Origin of the sequence: Neobacillus sp. SAB-20_R2A, assembly GCF_049568635.1 — a bacterium.
Lineage (GTDB): Bacteria > Bacillota > Bacilli > Bacillales > Cytobacillaceae > Neobacillus > Neobacillus citreus.
This window is the reverse complement of the sequence record NZ_CP145895.1, coordinates 3,866,524-3,887,486: the sequence shown is the minus strand read 5'-3', so window position 1 is coordinate 3,887,486 and position 20,963 is coordinate 3,866,524. Positions and strand designations below refer to the sequence as shown.

The following is a 20,963-nucleotide window of genomic DNA, read 5'->3' as shown; positions in this document are numbered from 1 at the left end:
TTTTTATTTGAGGTTTTCATTGTTCACAACTTGTTAATATTTCATTTGAAATGAATGATTTTAATCACAAACTCGTACCGGGATTAGTGTTATTTTTTAAAAAAGCAATTGACGAAGGAGAATCCTGGATATGAGTGAATTCATTAATAACCGTGAACAACAAACATATAAGAATACAGAGCGCCTCGAAATTTTAAAAGAAATTTTCAAAGACCTTCATAGTGGAAGGAATATAAATGAAGTGAAGGCTCATTTCGATGCTTTTATTGGTAAAGTGACTATAGAGGAAATTGCGCAGCTGCAGCTGGAGTTTGTCAACGAAGGAAGTATGCCGGCAGAAGAACTGCAGCGCCTGTACACTCAGCACACTGATATTTTTAAAGGAAGAATTGAGGAAGATAACCGCGAAAAACGTCCTGAGGAGCAGCCGGGACACCCAATTCACACCTTTAAGCTGGAAAATAGAGAGCTTGATAAATTGGTGAAAACACAGCTCCAAGTGCATTTATGGCAGTTCGAAAAAGAGGATCATACGGAAAATGTATTTAAGCTCTTAGAGGATATTAATTTACTGCTTGATATTGATAAACATTTCAATCGTAAAGAACATTTGATTTTTCCGTACTTAGAAAACTACGGCATATACGGTCCAACAAATAATATGTGGAGAATCGATGACTTCATCCGCGATGCCGTCAAAGAAGTGAGACAAACACTGCTTTATTATAATGGTGAAAAGCAGGTAGTGCTTGAAAAACTAAATTGGGTAATCGAAGAGGTAACCGCAATGATTTACCGGGAGGAGAACATTCTGTTCCCAATGGCGCTGGCCAATTTCACAGAAGATGAATGGGTGAAAATTGCTCATGAGAGCGATGAAATCGGTTTTTGCCTAACCGAACCCGAGGCAGTTTGGAAACCAGAACGGAAGGCACTAGATGAAAATGCCATTTCCGAAGGCTATATTAAAATGGAAACCGGGATCCTGTCGTTAAAACAACTTGAACTGTTATTAAATCATTTGCCGGTTGACATTACCTTTATTGATCATGAGGATGTGGTCCGTTATTTCTCGCACGGGAAGGATAGAATTTTTGCTAGAACAAAAGCCATTATCGGAAGGACAGTGCAAAATTGTCACCCGCCAAGAAGTGTTCATGTGGTCGAGGATTTGCTGGCAGACTTTAAATCAGGTAAGAAAGACAGCGAGGATTTTTGGATTAAGTTTCGCGATAAGTACGTCTACATTAGATATTTTGCCGTTCGCGATGAGGATGGAAAATATGTCGGCACCTTGGAGTTTACACAAAATATCGCCCCGATTCAGGCAATTGAAGGTGAAAAACGGATTTTATCATAATGTTATAGAAGAAATTGAGATTGGCCCCCTCGGTGGATGAGGGGGTTTTTTGTGTAAATGGGAAAAATGTACAGTGATAAGAATGTCGCAAGAAAAATAGATAAAAAAGACAAACTCATTCAAGATAAATAGTTAGCACAAAGTGGCAAAATCATGTAATCTAGTAAGTACGTTTTTGAAAATAAAGGAGGATGAGAAATGGATAAATCCACTAATAAACGGGGCCCAATTGTGGCGCTTCTTTTAGCGGGAACATTTATCGCAATCTTAAATCAAACCTTGATGATTACAGCAATACCTCCAATAATGAAGGAAATGAACATTACCGCCAACAGTGCGCAATGGCTGACGACCATTTTTATGCTTGTCAACGGTATTATGGTGCCGGTAAGTGCATTCCTGTTAGAACGGTTTACCACCCGCCAGTTATTCTTGACTGCAATGAGCATTTTTGCAGCCGGTACAATAGTTGGGGGAATAGCCCCAAACTTCGAATTTCTTTTATTAGGAAGAATTATTCAATCATGCGGAGCTGGAGTTATGCTGCCGCTGATGCAAACGGTATTTTTGCTGATTTTTCCAGTTAATCGACGCGGCGCTGCTATGGGACTGGTCGGACTTGTTATATCCTTTGCTCCGGCGATTGGGCCTGCCTTATCGGGATGGATTACGTCGCATTATTCATGGCGCCTCTTGTTTTTTATCATCCTGCCAATAGCTTTAATAGACATTGTTGTCGCATACTTCACCTTGAGAAATGTTACCGAATTATCGAAACCAAAAGTCGATGTCATTTCCATCATTTTATCCTCTATTGGATTCGGCAGTCTTCTATATGGATTCACATGTGCAGGAAATTTTGGCTGGGGAAGCGGCATCACTCTTTTTACATTAGGAATCGGAGGTCTTTCCTTGGTATGGTTTATTACAAGACAGTTACGTCTAGAACATGCCATCCTGGAATTTAGAGTATTTAAAATTTCAATTTTCCCACATGCCATCATTATCGGTATGGTTGGGTTTATGGGATTAATTGGTGCTGAAACGATCATTCCTTTATATATGCAGAATATGAGAGATTTCTCAGCATTTGAGGCAGGCCTTGCTCTGTTACCAGGCGCGCTAATAAGCGGAATTTTGGCACCGATTATCGGTAGGATTTTTGATAAAATCGGTGCTAGATGGCTGGTAATCACGGGTTTAATTATAATAACAGCATCCTCATTTGCGTTTACAAAATTGGGTCCAAACACAACCATTACATTTATAACAGTTTTATATAGTATTAGGATGTTCGGCCTCTCCATGGTTATGATGCCGGCTGCCACGGCAGCCCTAAACCAGCTTCCGAAACGGCTCATTCCCCATGGAGCAGCAATGGATAATACGATGAAAATGATTGCCGCATCGGTTGGGACTGCTATTCTTGTAACTGTGATGACGACAACTGCTGCATCGGCGAAGGATGAGCCGGGAATCCTATATCCGGATATCCACGGTGCCAACATGGCATTTATGGTGATTGCTGTACTATCGCTTTTGACGCTGGTTCTTTCGTTTTTTATAAAAAATGACACCCTGCCTGAAGAAGGTAATGAAGATGAGGGGCGCCGAAACATTCGAGTGAAATTCCAAGAATAGAGTGCCCATTTGAAGAGGAGGCGAGTGTCTCCTCTTTATTTTGTGTGAAGCATGTACGTCTACCTGGTGAAGGTACTTGACCATGAAGCCGTAGGAGTGGTTAGCCTTACGCAATCGTGTCCGTGATTTAAGTTTTAGTAAATATTAGTAGCTAAGACCTATTCTTTTCGAGATATTGATGATGAGATAATAGGTTCAAGTAAGCGTTTTCTACTTGTAATTGTGCAAACGCTTGCGCAAAAAGGGGGAGGAACATGAATGAAAGGAAAATCACGTAAGTGGATGAATTACCTTGCACTTTTAGCAATATTAGTGCAAACGATTGCAGGGACAGCTTTTTTCCATCCGGCACAAACAAAAGCAGAAGGTCGGATCGTGACCCTAGTTGGAAACCTGCAAGATGAACTGGGAGGATCTGGTGAGTGGAATCCCGGTGATCAGGCTACGCAAATGAAGTTGCAGGAAACGGGGAAGTACATTCTAACCGGTAAACTGCCTGCAGGAAATTATGAATATAAAATTGCCATAAATGGCACTTGGGATGAGAACTACGGGGCAGATGGGGCACGGAACGGTGATAATTATAAATTATCACTTGATAAAGAAACAGAGGTTACGTTTGTTTATGATGACACCACTCATAGAGTAACAGTACCGATTGAATTACCAGATAATCAAAAGCCAAGGATTGTTGGTGATATTCAACCAGAGCTTAATGCCGGGGGAGAGTGGTCACCTGGTGAATCTACGGCTATTTTGCATGATGAAGACCATGACAACGTCTACACATATTCGGCTCAAGTTCCAAAAGGTAAACATGAATTTAAAATTGTTCTTGGGGATAACTGGAGCGCACCTGCTTATCCAGCTAATAACTTTGTGCTAAATGTCCTAAAGGACGCAGCGGTAACATTCTTTTATAACCATGATACAAAAGAAGTATACACCGATTATAATCCGGAGCTGCCTGATGGCATTGTTCAGGGGGACAAGCTATACCATGATACATGGGATACGGCTTACCGTTCCCCATTTGGGGCGGTAAAAGCAGGAGATGTTGTAAAGCTTCGCCTTCAAGCGAAGAAAGGGGACCTAACCGGAGCGAAGGTTCAGCTAAAAAACTACAATACCGGTAACACTGTCACTGTAGACATGGAATCTGCCGGATGGCTTGAGCAAAAGGGTGGACAAGTGGAGTTTTGGGAAGCGAACGTTACGCCTAAAGAAAAGGGGGTATACGGCTATAAATTTATTGCACGTGACGGCGCTGGCCAGAAGGAATATGGGGAAGACGTTCAAGAAGGCGGAAAAGGGATTGCATCTGATTCTAACGCATCCTTATTCCAGCTAACGGTTTATGAACCATCTTATAAAACTCCTGACTGGATGAAGGAAGCTGTCGTTTATCAGATTTTCCCTGATCGTTTTTACAATGGAAATAAGAAAAATGATAATGCCAAAAGCAATGCACGTGGGGAGGAACCAATTGAACATAAAGAGTGGACCGATTTGCCTGATAACCCTCGTTTGAAAGGGACCGAAGGATATCAAGATGATGCAATCTTTTCTAATGATTTCTTTGGCGGCGACATTGCAGGTATTCAACAGAAATTGGATTATATTCAATCATTGGGAGTAAACACACTTTATTTAAATCCAATTGCTGAGGCAGCATCGAATCACAAATATGACGCTGCAGATTATAAAAATGTCGACCCGATGTTTGGTTCTCCAAAAGAGTTCGAGGCATTTACCAAAGAATTAAAGAAACGAAAGATGCACCTGATTTTAGATGGCGTATTTAACCATGTTGGCGATGATTCCATCTACTTTGACCGTTATAGTAAATATCCAACGGTAGGTGCTTATGAGTATTGGGCCGCAATTTATGACCTTGTGAATCAGGGAGTGTCAGAAGATGAGGCTAAAAAACAAGTAAAAGAAAAGTTTATATCAGAGGGTCAAACATTTAGCCCTTACGGTTTTGAAAACTGGTTTAACATTCAAAATGAAAAAGTTGACGGTGTTTATAAGTATCAGTGTTGGTGGGGGTACGATTCACTTCCAGAAATCAAATCCATTCCTGGTAAAGCAGTTGATTATCCATCTGAGCTAAATAATACCTCATTCGCCAATTACATTATGTATGATAAAGATTCGGTAGCCAAGTCGTGGATTAACAAAGGATCTTCTGGTTGGCGTTTAGACGTGGCGAACGAAGTAGATCCACAGTTTTGGAGGGAGTTCCGAAAAGAACTTAAGACTGGAAAGAAAGACGAACCATTAATATTGGGAGAAATCTGGGACGATGCCTCCAAATATTTCTTGGGTGACTTATATGATTCCGTAATGAATTATCGCTTCCGCGGCGCTATGATCGATTACCTGAAATCTGGAAACGCTGAAGGTGCACAAAATCAGCTCAATGCTGTTTACGAGGACTATCCAAAAGAAGCATTTTATTCCCTTATGAATCTGATGGGTTCGCATGATACTGCCCGCGCAGCGTTTGTTCTCGGGAATGGAACAGACTCTTTTGAGAGAGCAGAGTTCGATAAGAATTATAACCCGAAGCTCGGAATTCAACGTTTAAAGCTGGCTGCCATTTTGCAGATGGGTTATGCAGGTGCACCGACTATTTATTATGGGGATGAAGCAGGTGTGACCGGTTCCAAGGATCCTGATGACCGCCGTACGTATCCATGGGGCAGCGAAGATCAGGAGTTAATCAAGCATTATCAAGCCATAGGAAAAGTAAGATCGAGTTATCATGATTTGTTTAGCTATGGTGATTTGCACCATTTATATGCAAAAGGCGATGTGCTGGCTTTTTCACGATCTGATAAAAAGAATGTTGGGGTCGTCATTACAAACCGCAGCAACGAACCAAAAACTGTCGAGCTAAATATGGAAGATGTAATGATAAACGGGATCAAATTTACAGACCAGCTCGATAAAAAATACACAGTCGAGTCAAAGGATGCAAAACTGACTGTAACTGTTCCGGCCATGAACGGGCGCATGCTTGTTTCGGAAAAAGGTCAAAACCTAAAACGTCCTGACGCTGTTAAGGAATTAATAGTGGAGGAAGGCAATCATTCAGCAGTGATTAAATGGGAAGGAGATGCGCAAAGATATGCTGTTTATCAAACAACGATTTCTGGCGCTTTTTATGAAAAAGTAAAAGAGTCTTCTTCTAATAGTGTAACAATTGATGGGCTAAATAATGGGCGAAAATATTACTTTGCAGTGGCAGCGATTGATAAAAAAGGGAATAGCTCTGATAAGGTGGAATTCAAAAATGTTGTTATTCCGCATGTGAAATTAACGCAGGATAACTACAAAATTGAAAACGTCACATCACTTGAACCTGCTATTATTGATCTTTCTAAACCTGAAACAGTCACAGCAAATTTCTTTGTAAAAGGTGAAACAGAAACGGGAGAAATGGAAGGCTTGCAGGCTAAACTTGAAGTAAAACAGCCTGGAAACGAAAATTGGATTTCCTCCAAGGCTGCTTACGTAAATCAACAGGATGTGTCGAATGTCTTTAGTTCTAATTTCCTGGCGTTTGATGAAGGCGGCTATGAGTATCGATTTGCCTTTTCAAATGACTTAGGCCGCACTTGGGTCACAAGTGAACTAAAGACTGTAACCTTTACTAAAGGAAGTGACACCATACCCCCTGTAGAAAAAATAACACTAGCTGAGCCTCAACAGGAATCAGGACAAGTGAACCTTTCTTGGAAATTGGAAGGAAATGAAGATCCATATATGATAGTTATTGTCCGCGACGGTATAAAAATCGACCAGCTGCAGGATGTGACAAAAGATTCGTATCGAGATATTAATGTAACAAACGGAAAAACGTATACGTACGAGGTACAAGTTTATGACCGTGCAGGAAATATGGTGAAATCCAATCCTGTAACCGTTACACCTGAATTAGTAACCGTAAAGGTAACATTTAAGGTGAACGCACCAGCCTATACTCCACAAGGAATTTATATTACGATGCCTGGTAGCAAAAACGGCTGGAACACCGGTGCATGGCAAATGACGCGTGCTGGGGCAGTCACCAATGATTATGAATATACTGTCGAAGCACAGGAAGGTGAAGTATTAACGTATAAATACGTAAAAAATGGCACATGGGATCAAGAAGGGTTGCCTGACCATACAGCTTCGAACCCAGATGATGATGATGTCAGCTATTACGGATACGGAGCACAAGGGACAGACCTATCTATCATCGTTACAAACCAGGGTGGAAATCAAATGGTCGTTCAGGATAAGATTGTCCGTTGGATTGATCAGCCAGTTGTTATAACTTCCCATACTGACGGGCAAACGGTATCATCTGACACGATAACGCTGCAAGGTAATGCTATTAAAGATGGAGTTCTTACTATAAATGGTGAGCCTGTAACAATTAATAGTGATATGACTTTCTCGCAAACTATTAAATTAAATGCAGGAGAAAACAAACTCAGCATTCATATCGAACCATCAGAATCAAGTAAAACGACTAATTTTAAAAATGATGGCGGTGCAATTGCTAAAGCAACAAAGACGTTTGAATTCGTGATTAATAAACAATAATATTGCTATTGCCTCTTTCCTAATTAAAGGGAGAGAGGCATTTTATTTTGGATTTTATCTCACTTTTAGTTCAATTGGAAAAAATTATATATTGAACACGAGTGATTCAGGTGATAAGATATAAAAGTTCCTTCACGAGAGGTCAAACCTAATGAATGAAAATTATGAGTTGACACTTATGAAGTGAATATGATATATTAATTTTTGTCGCTGTAATAAGAAGCGAAATAGTTCTTTGAAAACTAAACAAACAAAAACGTCAACAAACAATTATCATGTTTCTTCTACTTAATAGAAAACATGAGCCAACGTAACATTTTTGAGCTAATCAACTCAACTTTATTGGAGAGTTTGATCCTGGCTCAGGACGAACGCTGGCGGCGTGCCTAATACATGCAAGTCGAGCGAATCACTGGGAGCTTGCTCCCGGTGGTTAGCGGCGGACGGGTGAGTAACACGTGGGCAACCTGCCTGTAAGACTGGGATAACTTCGGGAAACCGGAGCTAATACCGGATAATTTCTTCCCTTACATGAGGGAAGGCTGAAAGTCGGTTTCGGCTGACACTTACAGATGGGCCCGCGGCGCATTAGCTAGTTGGTGAGGTAACGGCTCACCAAGGCGACGATGCGTAGCCGACCTGAGAGGGTGATCGGCCACACTGGGACTGAGACACGGCCCAGACTCCTACGGGAGGCAGCAGTAGGGAATCTTCCACAATGGACGAAAGTCTGATGGAGCAACGCCGCGTGAGCGATGAAGGCCTTCGGGTCGTAAAGCTCTGTTGTCAGGGAAGAACAAGTATCGGAGTAACTGCCGGTACCTTGACGGTACCTGACCAGAAAGCCACGGCTAACTACGTGCCAGCAGCCGCGGTAATACGTAGGTGGCAAGCGTTGTCCGGAATTATTGGGCGTAAAGCGCGCGCAGGCGGTCCTTTAAGTCTGATGTGAAAGCCCACGGCTCAACCGTGGAGGGTCATTGGAAACTGGGGGACTTGAGTGCAGAAGAGGAAAGCGGAATTCCACGTGTAGCGGTGAAATGCGTAGAGATGTGGAGGAACACCAGTGGCGAAGGCGGCTTTCTGGTCTGTAACTGACGCTGAGGCGCGAAAGCGTGGGGAGCAAACAGGATTAGATACCCTGGTAGTCCACGCCGTAAACGATGAGTGCTAAGTGTTAGAGGGTTTCCGCCCTTTAGTGCTGCAGCTAACGCATTAAGCACTCCGCCTGGGGAGTACGGCCGCAAGGCTGAAACTCAAAGGAATTGACGGGGGCCCGCACAAGCGGTGGAGCATGTGGTTTAATTCGAAGCAACGCGAAGAACCTTACCAGGTCTTGACATCCTCTGACACTCCTAGAGATAGGAATTTCCCCTTCGGGGGACAGAGTGACAGGTGGTGCATGGTTGTCGTCAGCTCGTGTCGTGAGATGTTGGGTTAAGTCCCGCAACGAGCGCAACCCTTGATCTTAGTTGCCAGCATTCAGTTGGGCACTCTAAGGTGACTGCCGGTGACAAACCGGAGGAAGGTGGGGATGACGTCAAATCATCATGCCCCTTATGACCTGGGCTACACACGTGCTACAATGGATGGTACAAAGGGCAGCGAAGCCGCGAGGTGGAGCCAATCCCATAAAACCATTCTCAGTTCGGATTGCAGGCTGCAACTCGCCTGCATGAAGCCGGAATCGCTAGTAATCGCGGATCAGCATGCCGCGGTGAATACGTTCCCGGGCCTTGTACACACCGCCCGTCACACCACGAGAGTTTGTAACACCCGAAGTCGGTGGGGTAACCGTAAGGAGCCAGCCGCCTAAGGTGGGACAGATGATTGGGGTGAAGTCGTAACAAGGTAGCCGTATCGGAAGGTGCGGCTGGATCACCTCCTTTCTAAGGATAATGCAGTCCTTATGGACTGATAAGATGTTGACTGTTTTCTGTTTGTTTAGTTTTGAGGGAATTATTTCTCTCAAAGCTTTTTTTATTCGTTCTTTGAAAACTAGATAATCGTAAAAGAAGAAGTAACCAAGTAAGAACCGAGTAATCGCCATTTTAGTTTTTCTCTCTTATTTTTAAGAGTAAGTAAAACCTTTTAGGTTAAGTTAGAAAGGGCGCACGGTGAATGCCTTGGCACTAGGAGCCGATGAAGGACGGGACTAACACCGATATGCTTCGGGGAGCTGTAAGTAAGCGCCGATCCGGAGATTTCCGAATGGGGAAACCCACTGTTCGTAATGGAGCAGTATCTTTACCTGAATACATAGGGTATTGAAGGCAGACCCGGGGAACTGAAACATCTAAGTACCCGGAGGAAGAGAAAGCAAACGCGATTCCCTGAGTAGCGGCGAGCGAAACGGGAACAGCCCAAACCGAAAGGCTTGCCTTTCGGGGTTGTAGGACACTCAACATGGAGTTACAAAGGAACGGGGTAGATGAAGCGGTCTGGAAAGGCCGGCCATAGAAGGTAAAAGCCCTGTAGTTGAAACTTCGTTCCCTCCTGAGTGGATCCTGAGTACGGCCGGACACGTGAAATCCGGTCGGAAGCAGGGAGGACCATCTCCCAAGGCTAAATACTCCCTAGTGACCGATAGTGAACCAGTACCGTGAGGGAAAGGTGAAAAGCACCCCGGAAGGGGAGTGAAAGAGATCCTGAAACCGTGTGCCTACAAGTAGTCAGAGCCCGTTCATGGGTGATGGCGTGCCTTTTGTAGAATGAACCGGCGAGTTACGATTGCATGCGAGGTTAAGTTGAAGAGACGGAGCCGCAGCGAAAGCGAGTCTGAATAGGGCGAATTAGTATGTAGTCGTAGACCCGAAACCAGGTGATCTACCCATGTCCAGGGTGAAGTCCAGGTAACACTGGATGGAGGCCCGAACCCACGCACGTTGAAAAGTGCGGGGATGAGGTGTGGGTAGCGGAGAAATTCCAATCGAACTTGGAGATAGCTGGTTCTCTCCGAAATAGCTTTAGGGCTAGCCTCACGTAGTTAGAGTCTTGGAGGTAGAGCACTGTTTGGACTAGGGGCCCTCATCGGGTTACCGAATTCAGACAAACTCCGAATGCCAATGACTTATCCGTGGGAGTCAGACTGCGAGTGATAAGATCCGTAGTCAAAAGGGAAACAGCCCAGACCACCAGCTAAGGTCCCAAAGTATACGTTAAGTGGAAAAGGATGTGGAGTTGCTTAGACAACCAGGATGTTGGCTTAGAAGCAGCCACCATTTAAAGAGTGCGTAATAGCTCACTGGTCGAGTGACTCTGCGCCGAAAATGTACCGGGGCTAAACGTATCACCGAAGCTGTGGGTGGACACCTTGTGGTGTCCGCGGTAGGAGAGCGTTCTAAGGGCGTTGAAGCTAGACCGTAAGGACTGGTGGAGCGCTTAGAAGTGAGAATGCCGGTATGAGTAGCGAAAGATGAGTGAGAATCTCATCCACCGTATGCCTAAGGTTTCCTGAGGAAGGCTCGTCCGCTCAGGGTTAGTCGGGACCTAAGCCGAGGCCGAAAGGCGTAGGCGATGGACAACAGGTTGATATTCCTGTACCACCTCTTTATCGTTTGAGTGATGGGGGGACGCAGGAGGATAGGGTAAGCGCACTGCTGGATATGTGCGTGCAAGCAGTTAGGCTGGCAAGTAGGAAAATCCGCTTGCCATAAGGCTGAGCTGTGATGCCGAGGGAATTATAGTACCGAAGTTCCTGATTCCACACTGCCAAGAAAAGCCTCTAGCGAGATAAAAGGTGCCCGTACCGCAAACCGACACAGGTAGGCGAGGAGAGAATCCTAAGGTGAGCGAGAGAACTCTCGTTAAGGAACTCGGCAAAATGACCCCGTAACTTCGGGAGAAGGGGTGCTTTTTGGGGTGAATAGCCCCGAAGAGCCGCAGTGAATAGGCCCAGGCGACTGTTTAGCAAAAACACAGGTCTCTGCAAAGCCGCAAGGCGAAGTATAGGGGCTGACGCCTGCCCGGTGCTGGAAGGTTAAGAGGAGGGGTTAGCGCAAGCGAAGCTCTGAATCGAAGCCCCAGTAAACGGCGGCCGTAACTATAACGGTCCTAAGGTAGCGAAATTCCTTGTCGGGTAAGTTCCGACCCGCACGAAAGGCGTAACGATCTGGGCACTGTCTCAACGAGAGACTCGGTGAAATTATAGTACCTGTGAAGATGCAGGTTACCCGCGACAGGACGGAAAGACCCCATGGAGCTTTACTGTAGCCTGATATTGAATTTTGGTACAGCTTGTACAGGATAGGTAGGAGCCTGAGAAACCGGAGCGCCAGCTTCGGTGGAGGCGTCGGTGGGATACTACCCTGGCTGTATTGAAATTCTAACCCGCACCCCTGATCGGGGTGGGAGACAGTGTCAGGTGGGCAGTTTGACTGGGGCGGTCGCCTCCTAAAGTGTAACGGAGGCGCCCAAAGGTTCCCTCAGAATGGTTGGAAATCATTCGCAGAGTGTAAAGGCACAAGGGAGCTTGACTGCGAGACCTACAAGTCGAGCAGGGACGAAAGTCGGGCTTAGTGATCCGGTGGTTCCGCATGGAAGGGCCATCGCTCAACGGATAAAAGCTACCCTGGGGATAACAGGCTTATCTCCCCCAAGAGTCCACATCGACGGGGAGGTTTGGCACCTCGATGTCGGCTCATCGCATCCTGGGGCTGTAGTCGGTCCCAAGGGTTGGGCTGTTCGCCCATTAAAGCGGTACGCGAGCTGGGTTCAGAACGTCGTGAGACAGTTCGGTCCCTATCCGTCGTGGGCGCAGGAAATTTGAGAGGAGCTGTCCTTAGTACGAGAGGACCGGGATGGACGCACCGCTGGTGTACCAGTTGTCTTGCCAAAGGCATCGCTGGGTAGCTATGTGCGGACGGGATAAGTGCTGAAAGCATCTAAGCATGAAGCCCCCCTCGAGATGAGATTTCCCATAGCGTCAAGCTAGTAAGATCCCTGAAAGATGATCAGGTTGATAGGTCAGAGGTGGAAGCGCGGTGACGTGTGGAGCTGACTGATACTAATCGATCGAGGACTTAACCAAAATCGAAAAGCGGAAGCGGCCGGTTAGCAACGTATGGCCTGGAGGGCTTTGACTGAGATAAAGGAAACACGATGAGCGAAGCGAATCGATGTTGACTTATCGTAGGGAAAAGACCGAAGGACACTAGTTGCTGGACGCTGTAGCTAGACAATCATCAATGAAAAATTGCAACTCGTTCTTATAATACTTCTTCTGCATTATCTAGTTTTGAGGGAATGAAACCTCTAATTCAATAGGTCCGGTAGTAATGGCGAGAAGGTCACACCCGTTCCCATCCCGAACACGGAAGTTAAGCTTCTCAGCGCCGATGGTAGTTGGGACGCAAGTCCCTGTGAGAGTAGGACGCTGCCGGGCAAAAAAAAGACAACCTGAAAAATTCAGGTTGTCTTTTTTTAGCAATAATATTGTTTTTCTTAAATAATATACTGAAATGATAAATCTAAAATTTCAGAACTTTAATTGACAATTAACTTTGTAATATCTATATTTATTTTATATGAGGAATTAAATTCCGGATATGGAAATTGTTTTTTGATAGATGAAGCAAGAATATTTAAATTTAGGGGGGATAAAAATGGCTAAAGACATTAAATTTAAAGAAGAGGCCAGAAGGTTAATGCTGGAAGGTGTTAATAAGCTGGCTGATACGGTAAAGGTAACCTTGGGTCCAAAGGGAAGAAACGTGGTCATTGAACGAAGCTTTGGCTCACCGTTAATCACGAATGATGGAGTGACAATTGCCAATGAAGTAGAGTTAGAGGATCCAATAGAAAATATGGGAGCCCAGTTAGTAGCGGAAGTGGCTTCAAAGACCAATGAATTGGCTGGTGATGGAACAACAACGGCTACTGTTTTGGCCCAGGCCATGATTCAAGAAGGTATAAAAAACGTAACAGCCGGTGCGAATCCTGTCGGTATTCGAAAGGGAATGGAAAAAGGCGTAACGGCTGCTGTTGTTAAATTAAAAGAAATTTCTAAAGAAATAGATGATAGAAATTCGATTGCTCAAGTAGCGTCGATTTCTTCCGGTGATGATGAAATAGGAGAATTGATTGCTGAAGCCATGGACCGTGTCGGTCATGATGGTGTCATTACAATTCAAGAGTCAAGAGGATTTATGACAGAACTCCATTTTGTTGATGGTATGCAATTTGACCGGGGGTATACCTCTTCCTATATGGTTACAGATCATGAACAGATGACGGCTGTATTAGAAAATCCTTATATTCTTGTGACAGATTATAAAATCAATATAATCCACGAGATTCTACCGATCCTTGAGGAAGTAGTCCGTCAAAATAGACAGCTTTTGATTATTTCGGATGATCTGGAGAGTGATGTGATTGGTGCGTTAGTTGTCAATCGCATGCGTGGTACATTCCATGCAGTTGCTGTTAAGGCACCAGGGTTTGGCGAACATCGAAAAGCTATGCTCGAAGATATTGCTCTTCTAACAGGAGCAACGTTGATCACGGAAGATATTGGCCTTGACTTGAAAACAACGAGTCTCACCCAGTTGGGGAATGCAGGCAGAATAATAGTATCAAAAGACAATACAACGATCATCGATGGTGCTGGAGAAGCAGAATCCGTCAGAACCAGAGTACAGAGTTTACGGGTCCAGTTAAAGGAAACAGCCTATGAATTTGATAGAGAGAAGCTGCAAACTCGTATTGCAAAATTAGCTTCCGGTGTTGCAATCATTAAAGTTGGTGCCCATACAGAAACTGAACTGCAGGAGAAAAAGCTCCGCATTGAAGATGCCTTAAATGCTACAAGGGCAGCGGTTGAAGAAGGAGTCGTGCCGGGTGGAGGCACAGCTTTGATGAATGTTTATGCATCAGTAAACGAGGTGCTAAATACAGTTCGTGGGGACGAAGAAACAGGCGTGAAAATAATTCTAAGAGCTTTGGAGGAGCCTGTTAGGCAAATTGCAGAAAACGCAGGTGAAGAAGGCTCGGTAATTGTAGAACGATTAAAGCAGGAAAAGCTTGGAGTTGGCTTCAATGCGGCCGACGGCACATGGGGAAGTATGTTGGAGTTGGGTATTATCGATCCTGTAAAGGTAACACGCTCCGCCCTTCAGCATGCGGCTTCCGTTGCCGGAGTGTTTTTGACGACCGAAGCCGTTATTTCTATTATACCGGGAACAGAGAAACATGATGATTCCATGGGCGGAATGTTGCACCATCATTAATAAGTTAGGAAAAGGTTGTAGGCATTGTTTGAACTGGTGAAAATCAATCAGATTCTCACCAGTTTTTTATTAGTATAATTTTTGATAAAATATTTCAAACATTCTAATAATTCGTTTGACAATCTATAAATCAAGGACTTATAATTGTCATATAAGGAAAACGTTTCCGTATATGACAATCGATGAGAGGGGATTTAATTGATTTTCAACTAAAAAGAAAGGGGAGGTTAAATTGTCTTTAAAGAAAACTTCACTATTTTTATTGATTGGTATCCTCATTTTGGGAGTTGCTTATTACAAAACTGCTAGTGGTTTTCACAATATGGGGGGCTCAGGAGCCGGTGATATTGGGCCAGGTTATTACCCAAAAATATTGGCTCTTATTCTAATCGGACTAACGATAATAAGTATTTTCCAAACAATAATGGATAAAAAAAGCGAAATCATTAATTTAGGAAATATCAAAATGGTAGGGATTACTCTGCTGCTGACGTTAGTTTATATTTTCATCTGGGCGAAGTTAAATTTCTTTTATATTCCAACATTCCTGTATTTGTTTACATTGATTCATATTTATCAGCCAGAGAAAAATTCAAAAAAAGTGCTTATAATGAATCTGATATCTACTTCTGGTGTACTTTTAGGCATATACCTATTCTTCGATTTGCTGTTGCAAATAGATTTCTAAAAAGGAGGGGAAAAGATGGGAATCCTTGATTTTGATTTCAGTTCTTTGTTTACGCTTACAAATATGGTTGTCATTATAATTGGGACTTTCGTTGGTCTTGTAATAGGAGCATTGCCAGGTTTAGGCGCGACGATAGCGATCGTTTTTCTTCTTCCGTTTACCTACTCCATGTCACCTGTGGCAGCTGTATTATTATTGCTGTCAGCCTATCAGGCAGCTGAATACGGGGGATCTATTTCCTCTATCACCTTGGGGATACCGGGAACACCAGCTGCAGCTGCTACTTTAGAGGATGGTGTGCCTTTAGCAAGAAAAAAATCGCCTGGGAAGGCGCTGGGCTACTCATTGACAGCTTCTACAATAGGGGGAATCTTTGGTGCTTTATGTTTGATCTTTCTAACAGAGCCTATTGCCAATTTTGCACTTAAACTATCTGACCCTGAATTCGTATTGCTTGGGATTATGGGATTGATTGCCGTGGCATCTATCAGTACTAAGGGGACAATGACAAAGAGCCTAATTTCGGTCGTTCTTGGTTTGATGGCAGGAACAATCGGAATGGATATGTTTATTGGTAGTCCTCGGTTTACGATGGGTCAATTAGATTTAATGGAAGGTCTTGGCATTGTGGCTTTGCTAATAGGGTTGTTTGCGATTCCTGAAATATTAAGAGTTGTAAAAGATGAATTGCATATTAAATTTGCTTCCAACTCTAGTAATCTTTCTACAAAACTAGAATTGAAAGAGATAAAGAGCGTCGCAAAGCCAATCGGAATTGGTTCAGTAATAGGAACAATCTCCGGAATTTTACCCGGACTAGGCACTGTAGCAGCATCGTGGTTTTCGTATATCGGGGCAAAAAAAGTATCAAAAAGCCCTGAAACATTTGGTAAAGGGAACCCTGAGGGGATTGCTGCACCAGAATCCGCTAATAATGCTTCAGTTGGTGGTGCGCTCATTCCACTATTCGCTTTAGGTATCCCAGGTTCAGTAGGAATCGCCATCGTTATGGGTGCGTTCATTATTCATGGCATACAGCCAGGTCCAAGAATTTTTGCTAAAGATCCGACCTTAACATATGGAATCCTTTTTGGATTTCTCCTAACTACTGTTTCGATGTATATAATTGGAAGATTACTAACACCGTTATTTGCTAGGATGCTTGTTGTTCCTAACTCATTTCTCATGCCGATTGTGCTAGTCATCGCTCTCGTAGGCGGCTTCTCAGCCTCGGCTAAATATTTTGATTTATGGTTTTCCCTAATCCTGGGTGTTCTCTCTTTTATCTTTATAATGGGACGATTTTCGATGGCTGCTTTTGTCATGGCATACGTATTAAGCCCGATAATTGAAAAGAGTTTGCGAAGAACTCTATTGCTCACAGAGGGCAGTTATTCCGCCTTTGTGACAAGACCAGCTTCACTAGTTTTATTGTTTATTATTTTACTGATGCTGATATCACCGCTATTTTCAAAAATAAAGAACAGGCGAAAAGAGTCTAAGTTGGCTGAAGATAGCACAGCAGCTGCTGTTAAGGGATAAATGCAATGGCTGGTAAGGAGGTGTCCCACCAAAACAAACGAAACATAGTTTTAGTTTGAAATGATTAAAAATTACAGAAAAGGGTGAGATGAATGAAAAAATCTATTCAATTGTTATTGTTCTCTCTGGTATTAATCCTAGCTTCGGCATGCTCAAACACAAAAGAGAGCGCTTCCCAAAACAACAGTAAAGGAGGTGATAAGGAAGCAAAAGTAGAATCAAAGTTTCCTGAAAAACCAATTAAAATGATTGTTCCTTTTGCCCCCGGTTCCATCAACGATAATAGCGCACGACTTTTAGCAAAACTTGCCGAGAAGCATCTTCCACATAAAGAATCCATCACCATCGAAAATGTTGAAGGCGGAGGCGGAATTATTGGAATGACACAATTAATGAACGCAAAACCAGATGGCTATACCATCGCATATGGAACTGTCTCCCATGTAAGCGTTCTGCCTCATTTTGGTGAAGCTTCCTTTACACATGACAGCTTCCAGCCAATCATGAAAAATACAGCTTCGATTCCAATGCTGGTAGTGAGAACAGATTCCAAATGGAATACATTCGAAGATTGGTTAAAATTTGTACAAGAGAACCCAGGGAAATTTTCTTATGCAACTACTGGACCAGGAAGTATTTCGAATTTAAATATGGTTGCAGTTGCTGAAAAAGTAGGAGTTAAGGTAAAGAACGTTCCATATGAAGGCGGTGCCCAAGGGATTACCGCATTACTAGGCGGCCATATTGATGGAGCTGTTGTTATGCCTAGTGATGCATTAGAACAAATTAAAGCTGGTACATTAAAACCTTTAATTGTATTTGGCACTGAAAAAACGGAATATGACGGGGCGGTATCACTTGCAGATTTAAAGATGGAAGGTGGAATTGAAGCATTTTCAATGCTGTTTGCACCTAAAAAAATCTCAAAAACAGAATTATCCATATTACATGAAGCTTTCCATAAAGCACAACAGGACCCAGAATATGTGGATTATGTAAAAAATAGCAATTCACAAATTTTGTATTTGGACCCAAGTAAGTCTCAGGCTGAAGCAACACGTACCTTTGAACTTGCTGGTGACCTGTTAAAAAAATTAGGGATTATTAAGTAATGATTTTTATCCATACATTTAAGCAAAATTTAGGGAGGTTGCTATTTTGATTAAAATTGAAAATGAGGTAAAAATCACTATACTCGAAGAAAATCAAAATCCATTTCTGAAAGATCATTTCGAACCAGTAGGAAAAGAATACACAGCTGACACTGATAGTTTAGAAGTAATTGGCGAAATTCCAAGAGATTTACATGGAGTTTATGTTCGTAATGGTCATAATCAGGTTCATGAACCAATGGGGGTATTTCATATTTTTGATGGAGACGGAATGCTTCATGCTCTCCATTTCGAGGATGGAAAAGCAACCTATCGAAACCGATTTGTCCGTACCACTGGATTTTTGGCAGAGCAGGCTGCCGGTAAATCGTTATGGCCGGGGATGCTCGAGCCTCATCTAGCTACTCGTCAAGGCTGGGGCAGTATGCGAACCATGAAAGATAATGCAGGAACAGATGTTATTGCTCATGCAGGAAAGCTATTAGCGACAATGTCACAATGTAGTGAGGCGAATCGCTTAGATCCTATTTCATTAGAAATGCTCGAATCTGACGGCTGGAATGTAACCATAGCACCTGCAGGTATTTGCTCTCACTTTAAAGTAGATAACGATACTGGAGAGCTAATGTTCTTCAATTTTAGTGAAACGTATCCCTATATGTATTATGGTGTAGTCGATCAGAATAGCCAATTAAAACATTATGTTCCAATCGACCTGCCAGGTGTTCGTTGGCCGCATGATTTAGGGATCACAAAAAACTATTCCATCTTGCATGATTTGCCGTTCATTTTCGATCCAGAATTGTTGGCTAAAGGGGAGCGTAAAGTTACCTTCTTTACGGATATGCCTGCTCGTTTTGGTATTATCCCTAGATATGGTGATAACAGTAAAATCAAATGGTTTGAAGCAAAGCCTTGTTTCATCCTGCATTTGTCAAACTGCTATGAAAACGGCGATGAGGTAGTGATGGAAGGCTGTGTTACCTTTAATCCGCGAAAACCAGCGGTAGGAAAGCAGGGTGCAGATGCAATCGATAAGATGAAAAATCAATTTGACAAAAAGCAAACAGGTTATCGGATGTATCGATGGCGATTTAACCTTAAAACAGGAAAAACGAAAGAGGAATTCTTAGATGACGAAATAACAGAGTTCCCAGTGGTAAGCAATGACTTTGTCGGAAAGAAATACAGATATAGCTATAACTCTACTTTCGATAACTCCAAAGCATGGTGGCTGAGTGGTATCAAGAAATATGATCTTTTAGATGGCACATATCAGCGTTACGAATACGGTGAGGGCAGAGTAGGCAGTGAGCCGCAATTAGCAAGAAGACTTAATGCAGTAGAAGAGGATGACGGATACTTAATTACACTAATTACTGATATGAATGAAAATCGGTCTGAATGTCTCATTCTTGATGCGAAAGATTTTTCAATTGGACCAGTAGCACGTATTATTCTCCCACACCGAATTCCAATTGGCGCTCATTCTTGTTGGGTAGAAGGTGACCGTATTAAGGGAGAAAGAGTATAAATTTTTCAAACAAAAGAAGAACTTCAAATGGGGTTGTTTGAAGTTCTTCTTCCATCATCATCTTGTTGATAAATTTAGATATGAAAATAGGTATGGGAATTCACTTTTTTATGGTTTAGTGCTAAAAATGCTTCGTGCATGTCAGGTGCTAAAGCATTTGGTAATTCCCATTTTAATTGCCAGCAGGAAGTATCATGTCTTAAAAAGACATTGATATAAGGAGTGATGAAATGAAGGTAATTCTAATGAAGGATTTCGGTTCGGCCGATCAGCTTTATATTGGCGAAGCAAAAACCCCTGCTGTAAACCCTGGAGAAGTGTTGGTGAAAGTAAAAGCAACGGCGATAAATCGTGCTGACCTGCAGCAACGGCGTGGAATGTATCCGCCAATACCAGGAGAGTCAAACATACTTGGTCTTGAAATGTCAGGAGAGGTTGTAGAACTCGGAGCTGGTGTTTCATCTCATTCAATTGGTGACCGAGTTTGTTCTTTATTACCTGGAGGCGGATATGCTCAATATGTAAGTGTACCAGAAGGTTTATTAATAAAGATTCCAGATACCATGACATTTGAACAAGCTGCTGCCTTTCCTGAAACGTTCCTAACCTCGTATCAAAGTCTTTTTTCATTGGGGCAATTAAGGAAAGGGCAAATGGTGTTAGTTCATGCAGGCGCTAGCGGTATAGGGAGCGCTGCACTTCAATTAATCAAATTGGCGGGGGCAACTGCGTTAATTACAGCAGGAAGTGATAGGAAAATTGAGTATTGTGTGAAGTTGGGGGCAAAGGCAGGCTGGAATTATCAAAAGGGACCATTTTTACCTTTTGTTAATGAGTACACCAATGGTAACGGTGTTGATATCATTCTCGATTGCATTGGAGCTCCTTATTTTGAACAAAACATACAATCATTGGTTCCAGACGGAAAATTGGTTATCATTGGGTCTCTTGGTGAAAAGATTGTGAATCAACTGGATTTAGGAACACTTCTATTAAAAAGATTCCAGCTGTTACGAACTACCTTAAGGTCGCGGCCGATTAATCGGAAAATCGAATTAACCAAGGAACTATTAGAGTTTTTAGGAGACCATTTTGCTAATGGAAGAGTGGTTCCGATAATAGATACTATTTTTGACTGGAAGGAAGTTAGAGAAGCCCACCAGTATATGGAAGCCAATAAAAACAAAGGGAAGATTGTGCTCCGTGTAACAGAGTAAAAGGATATTTTTAGATAAGACGTATTTATACCAATAAAAAG

General features: G+C 42.9%; 9 protein-coding genes and 3 rRNA genes. All 12 read left to right on the top strand.

Annotation, left to right across the window (positions count from 1 at the left end; all coding sequences use genetic code 11):
* Positions 1-130 precede the first annotated feature (130 nt).
* The 12 genes from V5M37_RS18780 (at position 131) to V5M37_RS18725 (ending at position 20,922) form a co-directional block, all read left to right on the top strand.
* Positions 131-1,360: a DUF438 domain-containing protein gene (locus V5M37_RS18780; protein WP_423798678.1), complete on the top strand. Its 1,230-nt coding sequence runs from the start codon at positions 131-133 to the stop codon at positions 1,358-1,360.
* A gap of 198 nt (positions 1,361-1,558) precedes the next feature.
* The gene (locus tag V5M37_RS18775) at positions 1,559-3,001 is read left to right on the top strand and encodes a DHA2 family efflux MFS transporter permease subunit (RefSeq protein WP_423798677.1); all 1,443 of its coding nucleotides are present in this window, start codon (positions 1,559-1,561) and stop codon (positions 2,999-3,001) included.
* 258 nt (positions 3,002-3,259) lie between these two features.
* A complete protein-coding gene (locus V5M37_RS18770) occupies positions 3,260-7,603 on the top strand; it encodes an alpha-amylase family glycosyl hydrolase (protein WP_423798676.1) in 4,344 nt (1,447 codons plus the stop codon).
* 339 nt (positions 7,604-7,942) lie between these two features.
* Positions 7,943-9,492: ribosomal RNA gene (locus tag V5M37_RS18765) — 16S ribosomal RNA — on the top strand.
* Positions 9,493-9,697: 205 nt separating this feature from the next.
* Positions 9,698-12,632 (top strand): 23S ribosomal RNA (locus V5M37_RS18760).
* A gap of 237 nt (positions 12,633-12,869) precedes the next feature.
* Positions 12,870-12,986: ribosomal RNA gene (gene rrf / locus V5M37_RS18755) — 5S ribosomal RNA — on the top strand.
* The 16S, 23S and 5S rRNA genes sit together here, the layout of an rRNA operon.
* Positions 12,987-13,206: 220 nt before the next feature.
* A complete protein-coding gene (groL, locus tag V5M37_RS18750) occupies positions 13,207-14,829 on the top strand; it encodes a chaperonin GroEL (protein ID WP_423798675.1) in 1,623 nt (540 codons plus the stop codon).
* A 232-nt stretch (positions 14,830-15,061) separates the two neighbouring features.
* Positions 15,062-15,517: a tripartite tricarboxylate transporter TctB family protein gene (locus V5M37_RS18745; protein ID WP_423798674.1), complete on the top strand. Its 456-nt coding sequence runs from the start codon at positions 15,062-15,064 to the stop codon at positions 15,515-15,517.
* Between the two features lie 15 nt (positions 15,518-15,532).
* Entirely contained in the window at positions 15,533-17,059 is a 1,527-nt protein-coding gene (locus tag V5M37_RS18740) for a tripartite tricarboxylate transporter permease (RefSeq protein WP_423798673.1), read from the top strand.
* A 92-nt stretch (positions 17,060-17,151) separates the two neighbouring features.
* Positions 17,152-18,171, top strand: a complete 1,020-nt coding sequence (locus tag V5M37_RS18735; protein ID WP_423798672.1) for a Bug family tripartite tricarboxylate transporter substrate binding protein — start codon at positions 17,152-17,154, stop codon at positions 18,169-18,171.
* A 46-nt stretch (positions 18,172-18,217) separates the two neighbouring features.
* Positions 18,218-19,705: a carotenoid oxygenase family protein gene (locus V5M37_RS18730; RefSeq protein ID WP_423798671.1), complete on the top strand. Its 1,488-nt coding sequence runs from the start codon at positions 18,218-18,220 to the stop codon at positions 19,703-19,705.
* 230 nt (positions 19,706-19,935) lie between these two features.
* Positions 19,936-20,922 (top strand): NAD(P)H-quinone oxidoreductase, encoded by a 987-nt coding sequence (locus V5M37_RS18725; protein WP_423798670.1) that lies wholly within the window; start codon positions 19,936-19,938, stop codon positions 20,920-20,922.
* Positions 20,923-20,963 lie beyond the last annotated feature (41 nt).